Origin of the sequence: Pseudomonas sp. SWRI99 (assembly GCF_014270125.1) — a bacterium.
Lineage (GTDB): Bacteria > Pseudomonadota > Gammaproteobacteria > Pseudomonadales > Pseudomonadaceae > Aquipseudomonas > Aquipseudomonas hamedanensis.
The window spans coordinates 1-12,421 of the sequence record NZ_JABWQR010000015.1 but is presented as its reverse complement, the minus strand read 5'-3'; the positions used below and the strand labels follow the sequence as shown (position 1 = coordinate 12,421).

14 protein-coding genes are annotated in these 12,421 nt (G+C 60.6%); 10 read left to right on the top strand and 4 right to left on the bottom strand.

Annotation, left to right across the window (positions count from 1 at the left end):
• Window positions 1-90: 90 nt before the first annotated feature.
• From dgcA to HU743_RS13935, 3 genes are all read right to left on the bottom strand, one after another.
• Window positions 91-2,151, bottom strand: coding sequence for a dimethylglycine demethylation protein DgcA (gene dgcA / locus HU743_RS13945; RefSeq protein WP_186649216.1), 2,061 nt, complete (start codon window positions 2,149-2,151; stop codon window positions 91-93).
• 15 nt (window positions 2,152-2,166) lie between these two features.
• The gene (locus HU743_RS13940; protein WP_186549244.1) at window positions 2,167-2,697 is read right to left on the bottom strand and encodes a 4-vinyl reductase; all 531 of its coding nucleotides are present in this window, start codon (window positions 2,695-2,697) and stop codon (window positions 2,167-2,169) included.
• A gap of 78 nt (window positions 2,698-2,775) precedes the next feature.
• Window positions 2,776-3,753: a dipeptidase gene (locus HU743_RS13935; RefSeq protein ID WP_027610650.1), complete on the bottom strand. Its 978-nt coding sequence runs from the start codon at window positions 3,751-3,753 to the stop codon at window positions 2,776-2,778.
• A 231-nt stretch (window positions 3,754-3,984) separates the two neighbouring features.
• On the opposite strand from HU743_RS13935, the gene HU743_RS13930 reads away from it, so the two are divergent.
• The 4 genes from HU743_RS13930 to HU743_RS13915 all read left to right on the top strand — a co-directional run bounded on the left by HU743_RS13930 (window position 3,985) and on the right by HU743_RS13915 (window position 5,555).
• A complete protein-coding gene (locus tag HU743_RS13930) occupies window positions 3,985-4,386 on the top strand; it encodes a lysozyme inhibitor LprI family protein (RefSeq protein WP_186549246.1) in 402 nt (133 codons plus the stop codon).
• 162 nt (window positions 4,387-4,548) lie between these two features.
• On the top strand, window positions 4,549-4,803 hold the full coding sequence (locus tag HU743_RS13925) for a type II toxin-antitoxin system RelE/ParE family toxin (RefSeq protein WP_186649214.1): 255 nt from the start codon (window positions 4,549-4,551) through the stop codon (window positions 4,801-4,803).
• Window positions 4,787-5,110: a helix-turn-helix transcriptional regulator gene (locus HU743_RS13920; RefSeq protein ID WP_186649212.1), complete on the top strand. Its 324-nt coding sequence runs from the start codon at window positions 4,787-4,789 to the stop codon at window positions 5,108-5,110. The genes HU743_RS13925 and HU743_RS13920 overlap by 17 nt, the downstream gene beginning before the upstream one ends.
• Before the next feature lie 28 nt (window positions 5,111-5,138).
• Window positions 5,139-5,555 carry a DUF3010 family protein gene (locus tag HU743_RS13915; protein ID WP_016772815.1) on the top strand — a complete coding sequence of 139 codons (417 nt, stop codon included), beginning with the start codon at window positions 5,139-5,141 and terminating at the stop codon, window positions 5,553-5,555.
• Between the two features lie 143 nt (window positions 5,556-5,698).
• Here HU743_RS13915 and HU743_RS13910 read toward each other — a convergent pair whose 3' ends face one another.
• A complete protein-coding gene (locus HU743_RS13910; protein ID WP_186549250.1) occupies window positions 5,699-6,643 on the bottom strand; it encodes a GlxA family transcriptional regulator in 945 nt (314 codons plus the stop codon).
• A gap of 190 nt (window positions 6,644-6,833) precedes the next feature.
• Here HU743_RS13910 and HU743_RS13905 point away from each other — a divergent pair, with 190 nt between their 5' ends.
• The 6 genes from HU743_RS13905 to HU743_RS13880 all read left to right on the top strand — a co-directional run bounded on the left by HU743_RS13905 (window position 6,834) and on the right by HU743_RS13880 (window position 12,338).
• On the top strand, window positions 6,834-7,778 hold the full coding sequence (locus HU743_RS13905; protein WP_186649210.1) for a choline ABC transporter substrate-binding protein: 945 nt from the start codon (window positions 6,834-6,836) through the stop codon (window positions 7,776-7,778).
• A 74-nt stretch (window positions 7,779-7,852) separates the two neighbouring features.
• Entirely contained in the window at window positions 7,853-8,740 is an 888-nt protein-coding gene (locus HU743_RS13900) for a 3-keto-5-aminohexanoate cleavage protein (RefSeq protein ID WP_186649208.1), read from the top strand.
• A gap of 138 nt (window positions 8,741-8,878) precedes the next feature.
• Complete coding sequence (locus tag HU743_RS13895; RefSeq protein WP_186649206.1) at window positions 8,879-9,844, top strand: L-carnitine dehydrogenase; 966 nt, start codon at window positions 8,879-8,881, stop codon at window positions 9,842-9,844.
• A 177-nt stretch (window positions 9,845-10,021) separates the two neighbouring features.
• Complete coding sequence (locus HU743_RS13890) at window positions 10,022-10,498, top strand: thioesterase family protein (RefSeq protein WP_186649204.1); 477 nt, start codon at window positions 10,022-10,024, stop codon at window positions 10,496-10,498.
• A 25-nt stretch (window positions 10,499-10,523) separates the two neighbouring features.
• Window positions 10,524-11,687: a gamma-butyrobetaine dioxygenase gene (locus HU743_RS13885; protein WP_186649202.1), complete on the top strand. Its 1,164-nt coding sequence runs from the start codon at window positions 10,524-10,526 to the stop codon at window positions 11,685-11,687.
• Between the two features lie 387 nt (window positions 11,688-12,074).
• Window positions 12,075-12,338 carry a hypothetical protein gene (locus HU743_RS13880; RefSeq protein WP_186649201.1) on the top strand — a complete coding sequence of 88 codons (264 nt, stop codon included), beginning with the start codon at window positions 12,075-12,077 and terminating at the stop codon, window positions 12,336-12,338.
• Window positions 12,339-12,421: the final 83 nt, after the last annotated feature.

Here is a 12,421-nt window from a genome sequence, read left to right as displayed (position 1 = left end):
AAGCTGCAAGCTACAAGCGGCAAGAAAGAGCAGCATGGATCGGCTGTGCTTTTACTTGCAGCTTGCAGCTTGTGGCTTGCAACTGAGCCGTCAAAAATCCTTACAGAGCCGAAGTGCGTCATAGATCGCGGCGTGGGTATTTCGCTGCGCCACGCAGTCGCCGATGCGGAACAGCAAGTAGCCGTCGCCCGCCTCGCTCAGCGAAGGCTGCGGCTGGATCGCGAACAGCGCTTCGACGTCGATCTGGCCCTTGTTGCGCGAGCCGTCCTTGAGGGCGTAGTAGATTTCCTCGTCCGGGCGTACGCCGTTTTCGACGACCACCTGATCGACCACCCGCTCCTCTTTCGCACCGGTGTATTCGTTCTCCAGCACCGCAACCAGTTTGTCGCCCTCGCGATAGACCTTCTCCAGCATCATGTCGCCGGTCATGATCACTTCTTTGGGATACATGCTGCGGTAGTAGGTCGGGAACGAGGTGCCGCCGATGGCCACGCCCGGTTTGATGTCGTCGGTGACGATCTCGACCTGGCTGCCCTTGTCAGCGAGGAAGTCGGCAACCGACATCCCGGTGAACTCGCAAATAGTGTCGTAGACCAGCACGTTCTTGCCCGGCGCGACTTTGCCGTCGAGCACATCCCAGCTGCTCACCACCAGTCCTTCGGCAGCGCCCCAGTGTTCGTTCTGCTCAAGGTAAGGATGACCACCGACCGCCAGCACCACCACATCCGGACGCAGGTCCATGATGGTGTCGGCATCGGCCGCCGTGCCCAGGCGCAGATCGACTTTCAGCCGCGCCAGCTCCAGCTGGAACCAGCGGGTGATACCGGCGATCTGGTCGCGCTGCGGCGCTTTCGATGCGGTGGTGATCTGCCCGCCGATGAAGTCTTTTTTCTCGAACAGCGTCACGTCGTGGCCACGCTCGGCGGCGACGCGTGCGGCTTCCATCCCGGCCGGGCCGGCACCGACGACCACCACCTTGCGTTTCGGCCCGGTGGATTTCTCGATGATGTGCGGCACGCCCATGTATTCACGGGAAGTGGCGGCGTTCTGGATGCACAGCACGTCCAGCCCCTGATACTGGCGGTCGATGCAATAGTTGGCGCCGACACACTGCTTGATCTGGTCGATCTGGCCCATCTTGATCTTGGCGATCAGGTGCGGGTCGGCGATGTGCGCGCGGGTCATGCCGACCATGTCGACGTAACCGCCCTCGAGAATGCGCGTGGCCTGGTTCGGGTCCTTGATGTTCTGCGCGTGCAGCACCGGCACCTTGACCACTTCCTTGATCCCGGCAGCCAGGTGCAGGAACGGCTCCGGTGGATAACTCATGTTCGGAATGACGTTGGCCAGGGTGTTGTGGGTGTCGCAACCCGAGCCGACCACGCCGATGAAATCGAGCATGCCGGTGTCGTCGTAATACTTGGCGATCTGCTTCATGTCTTCGTGGGACAGGCCGTCCGGGTGAAACTCATCACCGCAGATGCGCATGCCTACGCAGAAGTCGTCACCGACCTCGGCGCGCACGGCTTTGAGCACTTCCAGACCAAACTTCATTCGGCCTTCGAAGCTGCCGCCCCATTCGTCGGTGCGCTTGTTGACGCGCGGGCTCCAGAACTGGTCGATCATGTGCTGGTGCACGGCCGACAGTTCAACACCGTCAAGGCCACCGGCCTTGGCCCGGCGAGCGGCCTGGGCGTAGTTGCCGATCACCCGCCAGATTTCTTCCGGCTCGATGGTCTTGCAAGTGGCGCGGTGCACCGGTTCGCGGATGCCCGACGGCGACATCAGCGTCGGCCAGTGGAAACCGTCCCAGCGCGAGCGGCGGCCCATGTGGGTAATCTGGATCATGATCTTGGCGCCATGCTTGTGCATGGCGTCGGCCAGATTCTGGAAGTGCGGAATGATCCGGTCGGTCGACAGGTTCACCGAACTCCACCACTGCTGCGGGCTGTCGATGGCGACCACCGAGGAGCCGCCGCAGATCGCCAGGCCGATGCCGCCCTTGGCTTTCTCTTCGTAATATTTGACGTAGCGCTCGGTGGTCATGCCGCCGTCAGTCGCGTAGACCTCGGCGTGCGCAGTGCTGAGCACGCGGTTGCGGATGGTCAGTTTGCCGATCTGGATCGGCTGGAACATTGCTTCGAAAGCCATGGCACGGTCCTCGGCTTACAACGGCTTGACGATAAACAAGCCGTCATCGTGGCCCTCTTCGGAGCCTCCGTAGACTTGTTCGGCCACAGTGCGGATCTTGCTGCCACGGGCTTCAAGGATTTGATCCATGGCGCCGGCAAACCAGCCAGTGAACATGTAATCGACCTTGCGCCCGACCTTGCCGTAGACGTAGACAAACGCCGAGTGCTCAAGCTTGACGCTGGCGGTGCCTTTGTCGAGGTCGATGTCCTGAATCTTGAACAGGCCCCAGCCGCGCTGCGACAGGCGCTTCATGTAGTGCTCGAACACCGCAACACCTTCCAGGCCATGGCATTCGGCTTCTTTTTCGCACCAGTGCCAGGCGGATTTGTAGCCGGCCTTGTAGAGGATTTCGGCGTAGGCGTCAGCGCCCAGCACTTCCTCGATGCCCATGTGGTTGTTGACGAAGAAGTGACGTGGCACGTAGAGCATCGGCAGGGCGTCGGAGGTCCAGACACCGGTCTCGCTGTCGACTTCGATAGGCAATTGCGGGGCGATCTTGGCCATGGAAACTTAACTCCAGAAAATTTGGTTTGTTGCCCCCGGCGCGGATGGCCGGGGGAAAGGATTCAGAAGTGCGGCGGCTTATTCGCCCCAGACATCCTTCAAGACATTGACCCAGTTCTCGCCCATGATCTTGCGCACCACGCGTTCGGAGTGACCGCGCTTGAGCAGGGTTTCGGTGAGGTTGGGGAATTCGCCGACAGTGCGGATGCCCAGCGGGTTGATGATCTTGCCGAAGCTGGTCAGACGGCGGGCGTAACCCTTGTCGTGGGTCAGGTATTCGAAAAAGTCCTGGCCGTGGCCCTGAGTGAAATCGGTACCGATGCCGATGGCGTCTTCGCCGACGATGTTCATGGTGTATTCGATGGCTTCGGCGTAATCGTCGATGGTCGAATCGATGCCCTTGGCGAGGAACGGCGCGAACATGGTCACGCCGACGAAACCGCCGTGGTCGGCAATGAACTTCAGTTCTTCATCGGACTTGTTGCGCGGGTGCTCTTTGAGACCCGACGGCAGGCAGTGCGAGTAGCACACCGGTTTTTTCGATTCGAGGATGACTTCTTCGGAGGTCTTGGAACCGACGTGGGACAGGTCGCACATGACGCCGACGCGGTTCATCTCGGCGACGATCTCGCGACCGAAACCCGACAGGCCGCCGTCACGCTCGTAACAGCCGGTGCCGACCAGGTTCTGGGTGTTGTAGCACATTTGCACGATGCCGACGCCGAGCTGCTTGAACACTTCGACATAGCCGATCTGGTCTTCAAAGGCGTGAGCATTCTGGAAGCCGAAGAGGATGCCGGTCTTGCCCTGCTCCTTGGCGCGACGGATGTCGGCGGTGGTGCGCACCGGCATCACCAGGTCGCTGTTCTCGCGGATCAGCTTCTGGCTGGCAGCAATGTTGTTCACGGTCGCCTGAAAGCCTTCCCACACCGACACGGTGCAATTGGCTGCCGTCAGACCGCCCTTGCGCATGTCTTCGAACAGCTCGCGGTTCCATTTGGCAATGATCAGACCGTCGATAACGATGCTGTCGGCGTGTAATTCGGCTGGGCTCATCAGGCGTCCCCTTATTGGCGATTCATGCGCCGAATCGTCTGCCGGCGCTTTGGGGCCAGCATATGCCTCGGTGCCGGGGCGACCGGGTGCAAAAACGACAGGGGAATTGCCGAAAGCGTCAATCCGCGACAAAGGGTCGTCAGCCGCTGCGCTCGGTGACCTGTTCAAGCCTGCGCGCTTGCGCCAGAATCTGCCGCATCCTGCACACACCACTGGATTAGAGCGACCTCAATGAAATCGATCTTCCTCGCCCTGGCACTGATTGCGACCGGCGTCCACGCCGCTGAAGAATCCGAGAACAACCCGTGCGACGCGGTGGAAAACGACATCCAGACCCTGGAATGCTCGGCCTACAGCCGCACCACTGCCGAAGACCTGCTCAAAGACAACTACGCCAGCCTCAACGAACGCCTGCAGACCGCGTACGGCAAGAACCCGACCCAGTTGGCGGATATAACTGCCAAATTGAAGACGGCACAGCAGCAATGGCTGAAAACCCGCGATGCGGATTGCGCGGTGGAAGCGTTCCCGGCAACGGCGGGAAGTAAGGCGTTCACCATTGCGCAGAATGACTGCGTGGCGCGGATGAGTGATGAACGGTCGGAGTTTTTGGAGTCGATTGGGCAGGAGTGATTGACTTCATCCTCAACCACCGCATTGCGATCGAGCCGGCACGCCTTGCTTGAATAGCCATCAGGGAAGTGTCCACGCAACATGCTGACATCGCTTGTTTATTGGTCACTGGAAAAATATAAGCAAAGATTCGCGAATCTTATAAAAGACTTATATTCTTCTATGAACAGCATCCACTGGACTCGCAAAGCTGTTAAGCAGCTTTTGAAGTTGCATTCCGTGCACCAAGGGCAGGTTCGCGACGTCATCACGGCGCTTGCCGACATGCCCGATGTTGGCAACGTGAAAGCATTGGTCGGGCATGACTACGCTTACCGGCTGCGTGTCGGCAATTATCAAGTCATGTTCGACTGGGATGGCGCAATCAAAGTGGTCAGTATTCAAGAGGTCAAAAAACGTGATGAACGCACCTACTGACGTTCAAATAATCAATGACGCCGAGGGTAACCCTGCGTTCGTGGTTATCCCCTACGCTCAATATGTCGCGCAGAAAATGCAGCCCGATCTGATTCCCCATGAGGTGGTCAGTCGAATCGTTGACGGCGCGACACCGATCCGTGCCTGGCGCGAACATCTCAACCTGACTCAGGAAGAAGTCGCCAAGCGCATGGGCATCTCGCAACCGGCGTTTGCCCAGCAGGAAACAGTCGCCAAGCCCCGCAAGGCCACCCGCGAGAAAATCGCCGCCGCGTTCGGCATCACAGCCAGTCAGCTCGAGCTGTAGGCTGCCATCTTTATTCAAAGGAACTCCCATGAACATCTGCGGCATTGAAATCAAAGGCAGCGAAGCGATCATCGCTGTGGCTGCGCTCGACGGTTCGACGTTGAGTCACGTCCCTCTCGCCACCAAGAAAATTGCCCTGGATGACGATGACGAGGCGGCGAATGTGCGGCGGTTCGCGGCGCAGGTGGCGTCGTTTGTGCGGGAGAATTCGGTGGACCGGATTGCAATCAAGAAACGCAGCAAGAAGGGTGAATTTGCCGGTGGGCCGACGACGTTCAAGATTGAGGGTGTGTTTCAGTTGCTTGATGGCTGTGAAGTGACGCTGTTGTCGCCGCAGACGATCAATGCGCAGGCCAAGAAGCATAATTTCGAGCTGCCGGGAACGTTGAACAAGTATCAGCATGAGGCTTACAAGGCGGCGTGTTCGGCGTTGGTGAAGAAGTAACCCGATTCCCGAAATCACCTTGGAACCTGTGGGAGCGGGCTTGCCCGCGATGGCGGTGTGTCCGGCAATAACAATGTTGGATGTGCTGGCCTCATCGCGGGCAAGCCCGCTCCCACAGGGTTCTAGGGTGTTGCTGAAACCATTCAGGCTTGGGCGGTACGCCGGTCTTCCCGGGGGCAGCGGGCAAAGCGGGCACGATAGCTGCGGGTGAAATACGATGGTGATTCAAAGCCGCAGGCGATGCTGACTTCGAGCACGCTCATGTCGGTCTGGCGCAGCAGCTGCCGGGCTTTCTCAAGCCTCAACCGTAGATAGAAGTTGCTCGGCGTATCGTTCAGGTGCAGCCGAAACAAGCGCTCCAATTGCCGCCGCGTAACCTTGATCGATTCCGCCAGTTGCAGGGTGGTCAGCGGCGGCTCGCTGTGTTGTTCCATTTCGCCAATCACCTGCACCAGCTTCTTGTTGTTGATGCCGTAGCGCGTGGCGACTTCCATGCGCTGGTGGTCTTTGCGCGGGCGAATGCGCCCCAGCACAAATTGCTCGCTGACCTGAATCGCCAGTTGCGGGCCGTGGGCCTGGGCGATCAGGTCGAGCATCAAATCAATCGACGCCGTGCCACCGGCCGAGGTGATCCGCCGCCGGTCGATCTCGAACAGCTCCTGGGTCACGCTGAGCTGTGGATAAGATTCCTTGAACGCGTCAATCGCTTCCCAGTGCAGGGTCAGGCGATGCCCATCGAGCAAGCCCGCTTCGGCGAGGACGAAGCTGCCGGTGTCGATGGCGCCGAGGGTCACGCCTTCCTTATCCAGCCGGCGCAACCACTGCTCCAGCGCCGGCGTCATGAATTTCAGCGGTTCGAACCCGGCCACCACCAGCAACGTCGCGCCTTTCTTCAGCGGCTCCAGCGCCGCGTCGGCGTTGACCGACATGCCGTTGCTCGCCAGCACCGCGCCGCCATCGGCGCTGAGTACATGCCAACGATACAGCTCGCCGCGAAAGCGGTTGGCCACGCGCAGCGGTTCGATCGCGGAGATGAAGCCGATGGCGGAGAACCCCGGCATCAGCAAAAAGTAGAAATCCTGGGACATGGACGCACTCGGTTGGCGGACGCGTGGCTCGTTGATACGCCGATTGTCGGCGCCGTTCAAGCGTGCAGGTCGCTACAGTGCAAATGCCCGTCGCCGCAGTGCGCTTTCACCGGCCCGTAGCTGCGTAACTTGGCATCACCGGTGCGCAGATGCCGGAAACCACAATAATCGAACTGCCGAGGAACCCGACATGAAACGACTGATCAGCAGCTGCGTTCTGGCACTCAGCGGTACCACTTTCTTCAGCGCCGGCGTCATGGCCGCCGAACCTGCATCGTGCAAGAACGTACGCATGGGCGTGGTCAACTGGACTGACGTGATCGCCACCAGTGCCATGACCCAGGTCCTGCTCGACGGCCTCGGCTACAGCACCAAACAGACCAGCGCCTCCCAGCAGATCATCTTCGCCGGGATTCGCGATCAGCGCCTGGACCTGTTCCTCGGTTACTGGAACCCGCTGATGACGCAGACCATCACTCCGTTCGTCGAGGCCAATCAAGTCAAGGTACTCGATGCACCAAACCTCAAGGATGCTCGCGCCACCCTCGCCGTGCCGACCTATCTGGCCGACAAGGGCCTGAAAACTTTCGCCGACATCGCCAAATTCGAGAAGGAACTGGGCGGCAAGATCTACGGCATCGAGCCTGGCTCGGGCGCCAACACGCAGATCAAGGCGATGATCGCCAAGAACCAGTTCGGTCTGGGCAAATTTCAGCTCGTCGAGTCGAGCGAGGCCGGCATGCTCGCCGCCGTCGATCGCGCGGTGCGCCGCAAGGAAGCCGTGGTGTTCTTCGGCTGGGCGCCGCACCCGATGAACGTCAACGTGCAGATGACCTATCTGACCGGCAGCGAAGATGCGCTTGGCCCGAACGAAGGCATGGCCACGGTGTGGACGGTCACTGCACCGAAGTACGCCGAGCAATGCCCGAACATCGGTCGCCTGCTGAGCAACCTGACCTTCACCGCCGAATCCGAGAGCCGAATGATGCAGCCGTTGCTTGATCACAAGGATGCCTTCGAGTCGGCGAAGCAGTGGCTCAAGGATCACCCCGAAGACAAGCAGCGCTGGCTCGAAGGTGTAACGACTTTCGATGGCAAACCGGCCGCTGAAAATCTGCAACTGACCAGCAAGTAACTCACGAGAAATCGACGCTTCGCAGCCCCGCCACGGGCTGCGAACAGACCCATCACGCCTGAAGGAAACGCACCATGAACCACGACGTCATCATCACCTGCGCACTTACCGGTGCTGGCGACACGACCGCCAAAAGTCCACACGTGCCGGTCACCCCGAAACAGATCGCCGCGGCCGCCGTGGAAGCGGCCAGGGCCGGCGCCACCGTTGTGCACTGCCATGTGCGCGACCCGCAGACCGGCAAGTTCAGCCGTGACGTGGCGTTGTACCGCGAAGTGATGGAGCGCATCCGCGAAGCCGACGTCGACATCATCGTCAACCTCACCGCCGGCATGGGCGGCGACCTGGAAATCGGCGCCGGGGAGAACCCGATGGAGTTCGGCCCAAACACCGATCTGGTCGGCCCGCTGACTCGTCTGGCCCACGTGGAAGAACTGCTGCCGGAAATCTGCACCCTCGATTGCGGCACGCTGAACTTTGGCGACGGCGACACCATTTACGTCTCCACGCCAGCGCAACTGCGCGCTGGGGCCAAACGCATCACCGAGTTGGGCGTGAAGGCCGAACTGGAAATTTTCGACACCGGTCACCTGTGGTTCGCCAAGCAGCTGATCAAGGAGGGCTTGCTCGACAACCCGCTGTTCCAGCTATGCCTGGGCATCCCGTGGGGTGCGCCGGCCGACACCACCACCATGAAAGCCATGGTCGACAACCTGCCGGCCGACGCGGTCTGGGCCGGTTTCGGCATCGGTCGCATGCAGATGCCGATGGCCGCGCAAGCGGTGCTGCTGGGCGGCAACGTGCGGGTCGGCCTTGAAGACAACCTGTGGCTGGACAAAGGCGTACTGGCGACCAATGGGCAGTTGGTTGAACGCGCCGCGCAAATCCTCAGCCGACTGGGTGCCCGCGTACTCACGCCCGCAGAAGGTCGCCAGAAAATGGGCCTGACCCAGCGCGGCTAATGAACACCCATTTCCCTTGTAGGAGTGAGCCTGCTCGCGATGGCGTCAGTACATCCGAAGCATCTCCAGCGGATGAACAACCGCTATCGCGAGCAGGCTCACTCCTACAGATTTCGAGCCAATTTCAGGAAATCCATCATGCGCTTTATCACTGAAATCAAAACCTTCGCCGCCCTCGGCAGCGGTGTCATCGGCAGCGGCTGGGTCGCTCGTGCCCTCGCCCGTGGCCTGGATGTGGTCGCCTGGGACCCGGCGCCGGGAGCCGAAGCGGCGCTGCGCAAACGCGTCGCGAATGCCTGGGGTGCGCTGGAGAAAAACGGTCTGGCGCCGGGCGCCTCACTGGATCGCCTACGCTTTGTCGCGACCATCGAGGAATGCGTGCGTGATGCCGATTTCATTCAGGAAAGCGCCCCGGAGCGGCTGGAGCTGAAACTGGACCTGCACAGCAAAATCAGCGCAGCGGCCAAACCTGACGCGCTGATCGGATCGAGCACCTCGGGCCTGCTGCCCAGCGAGTTCTACGAGAGTTCGACACACCCGGACCGCTGCGTGGTCGGGCACCCGTTCAACCCGGTCTACCTGTTGCCGCTGGTGGAAGTGGTCGGCGGCAAGCACACCGCGCCCGAGGCGATCCAGGCGGCCATGCAAGTCTATGAATCCCTCGGCATGCGCCCGCTGCATGTGCGCAAGGAAGTGCCCGGATTTATTGCCGACCGCTTGCTTGAAGCGCTGTGGCGCGAGGCGCTGCACTTGGTCAATGACGGCGTGGCGACCACTGGCGAGATCGACGATGCGATCCGCTTTGGCGCCGGTTTGCGCTGGTCGTTCATGGGCACATTCCTGACTTACACCCTGGCGGGCGGCGATGCCGGCATGCGCCACTTCATGTCGCAGTTCGGCCCGGCGTTGCAGTTGCCGTGGACGTATCTGCCGGCACCGGAGCTGACCGACAAGCTGATCGATGATGTGGTCGATGGCACCACTGATCAGCTCGGTCGGCACAGCATTTCGGCGCTGGAACGCTATCGTGATGATTGCCTGCTGGCGGTGCTTGAGGCGGTGAAGACCACCAAGGAAAAGCATGGGATGAGTTTCAGCGAATAAATGCAGCTCCCTGTGGCGAGGGAGCTTGCTCCCGCTCGGCCGCGAAGCGGTCGTAAAACCAGCGAACGCAGTCTGACGGACGCATGCGCTCAGAGGATTTGGGACTGCTACGCAGCCCAGCGGGAGCAAGCTCCCTCGCCACAAGTGTGTTCCGCCAGCGATTTATGGAGTTCAGCCATGCCTCACCTCACCACCTACCAGACCAGAATCATCCCCGACTGGGTCGACTACAACGGCCACCTGCGCGACGCCTTCTACCTGCTGATTTTCAGCTACGCCACCGACGCCTTGATGGATCGCCTCGGCATGGACAGCAACAACCGCGAAGCCAGCGGCCATTCGCTGTTCACCCTCGAACTGCACCTCAACTACCTGCATGAAGTGAAGCTCGACACCGAGGTCGAAGTGCGTACGCAGATCATCGGTCACGACAGCAAACGCCTGCATCTCTATCACAGCCTGTACAAGGTCGGGGACGAGCAGGAACTGGCTGGCAACGAGCAAATGCTTCTGCATGTCGACCTCGCCGGACCGCGCTCGGCGCCGTTCAGCCCAGACACGCTGCACCGCCTGCAAGCTATCGTCGCTGATCAAACCGACCTGCCCGCCCCCGCTTACCTCGGTCGCGTCATCGCCCTGCCACCCGCCCGGTAAATCCGCCCATCGCCAAGGAGCCGCCATGAACACCGCCGCCGTTGTTGCCGATTTTCGTACTTATCCGTTGATCAGCGCGCTCGGTAGCGTGCAGACCCTGGCCGATCACGTTGCCGTCGAATGGGCGGACGGGCGCATCAGCCCGTTTCACCATGTCTGGCTACGGGACAACTGCCCGTGCCAACAGTGCGTCTACAGCGTCACCCGCGAGCAGGTCTTCGAAATTGTCGATGCGCCCGACGATCTGCAACCGACTGCCGCGCACATCGATGCCGAGGGCTGCCTGTGCCTCGACTGGCACGATGGGCACCGTAGCCGTTTCGACCCAGGCTGGCTGCGGGCGCATGCCTATGACGATCAATCGCGCGCCGAACGCCTGGCCGGCCAACCGCAAAGCCATTTATGGCGCAGCGATTTGCAGTTGCCGGTGTTCGAGTACACGGCGTTGATGGAAGACCCGGCGGCTTTGCTGCAATGGCTGATTGCCGTGCGTGACATCGGCCTGACCCAGGTGCGCGGCGTGCCCACCGCACCCGGCTCGCTGAAACTCATCGCCCAACGCATCTCGTTCATCCGCGAAAGCAATTTCGGCGTGCTGTTCAACGTGCAATCCAAAGCCGATGCCGACAGCAATGCCTATACCGCTTTCAACCTGCCCTTGCACACGGATTTGCCGACTCGCGAGTTGCAACCGGGGCTGCAATTTCTGCATTGCCTGATGAACGATGCCGAAGGTGGCGAAAGTATTTTCGTCGACGGTTTTGCGATTGCCGATGCGTTGCGCAGTGAAGACCCAGCCTCGTTTCAGGCGCTCTGTGAAATCCCCGTGGAATTTCGCAACAAGGATCGGCACAGCGACTACCGCTGTCTGGCGCCGATCATTGCGCTGGATGCGCTGGGCCGGGTCGCGGAGATTCGCATGGCGAACTTTCTGCGCGGCGCGTTCAATACCTCGGTGGAGCAGATGCCGTTGCTCTATAGAGCCTATCGGCGGTTTATGGCGATGACGCGCGAGCCGCGGTTTCGTCTGATGCAGCGGCTCAATCCGGGCGAGCTGTGGTGCTTTGACAATCGCCGCACGTTGCATGCGCGCAATGCGTTCGATCCGGCGACCGGCGCGCGGCATTTTCAGGGCTGCTATGTCGACCGGGATGAGTTGTTGTCGCGGATTCTGGTGTTGCAACGTTAGACCGCGTCAGCGTTCTTCGTCGGAACGCCGCCCGGAGTCAGGCTCGCTCCCACAGGGGAACGCATTCCAAAGTGGGAGCGAGCCTGCTCGCGAAAGCGTCAGCGGGAACAACAAATCTCTGGCTGATTCACAGGCAAAAAAAACCCCGATCAAGCCGTGACAGGATCGGAGCTGAGGAGGGTACTGTCGAGGAGCTGCCCAGGCGAGGGTGACCAAACCTTCGTGAAGCGAGCTGGAGTCAGTGTGCCCACTCGCCAAGCGGCTCAGTTAGCCGAAAACGACCTGTTCATAGTCGTCATAGTCACTGCGACAAATCGCCCTTGCCGCGCCCGGCCGTGGCTACCAGAATCGATCCAAGACCTCCGTTGCCACAGAAGGATTTGCGTGATGATGTACGCCGATTTGATTGACCAGGAAGATCTGCTGGGCCAGCTCAAGGCCTTGGGCATTCAGGTGCCGAGCGGCACCACGGCCGATCAGGCCTGTGAGTGCGCTGTGCGTGGTCTGGATAATGTTCGCGCGTTTGAACTGCGCAAGATGGTCAAGGACATGTACACCAGCGGCGCCAGTATCCAGCCGGCGGTGCGCCAGGCGATCGACAAGCAATTGCTGCCGGCCCTGGCGGATTACCAACAGTCCCACCGCACCTGACGCAACTGTGGCGAGGGAGCTTGCTCCCGCTCGAGCGCGAGGCGCTCGTGAAACCTGCGAATGCGATTTTATCTGGAACAATG

Excerpts from the sequence above, each read along its gene's own strand:
- dgcA (WP_186649216.1), bottom strand. The coding sequence starts at position 2,151 with ATGGCTTTCGAAGCAATGTTCCAGCCGATCCAGATCGGCAAACTGACC.
- HU743_RS13920 (WP_186649212.1), top strand. The coding sequence starts at position 4,787 with ATGAACGCACCTACTGACGTTCAAATAATCAATGACGCCGAGGGTAAC.
- HU743_RS13935 (WP_027610650.1), bottom strand. The coding sequence starts at position 3,753 with ATGAGCCCAGCCGAATTACACGCCGACAGCATCGTTATCGACGGTCTG.
- HU743_RS13925 (WP_186649214.1), top strand. The coding sequence starts at position 4,549 with ATGAACAGCATCCACTGGACTCGCAAAGCTGTTAAGCAGCTTTTGAAG.
- HU743_RS13885 (WP_186649202.1), top strand. The coding sequence starts at position 10,524 with ATGAACACCGCCGCCGTTGTTGCCGATTTTCGTACTTATCCGTTGATC.
- HU743_RS13930 (WP_186549246.1), top strand. The coding sequence starts at position 3,985 with ATGAAATCGATCTTCCTCGCCCTGGCACTGATTGCGACCGGCGTCCAC.
- HU743_RS13915 (WP_016772815.1), top strand. The coding sequence starts at position 5,139 with ATGAACATCTGCGGCATTGAAATCAAAGGCAGCGAAGCGATCATCGCT.
- HU743_RS13940 (WP_186549244.1), bottom strand. The coding sequence starts at position 2,697 with ATGGCCAAGATCGCCCCGCAATTGCCTATCGAAGTCGACAGCGAGACC.
- HU743_RS13900 (WP_186649208.1), top strand. The coding sequence starts at position 7,853 with ATGAACCACGACGTCATCATCACCTGCGCACTTACCGGTGCTGGCGAC.
- HU743_RS13905 (WP_186649210.1), top strand. The coding sequence starts at position 6,834 with ATGAAACGACTGATCAGCAGCTGCGTTCTGGCACTCAGCGGTACCACT.
- HU743_RS13890 (WP_186649204.1), top strand. The coding sequence starts at position 10,022 with ATGCCTCACCTCACCACCTACCAGACCAGAATCATCCCCGACTGGGTC.
- HU743_RS13895 (WP_186649206.1), top strand. The coding sequence starts at position 8,879 with ATGCGCTTTATCACTGAAATCAAAACCTTCGCCGCCCTCGGCAGCGGT.
- HU743_RS13910 (WP_186549250.1), bottom strand. The coding sequence starts at position 6,643 with ATGTCCCAGGATTTCTACTTTTTGCTGATGCCGGGGTTCTCCGCCATC.
- HU743_RS13880 (WP_186649201.1), top strand. The coding sequence starts at position 12,075 with ATGATGTACGCCGATTTGATTGACCAGGAAGATCTGCTGGGCCAGCTC.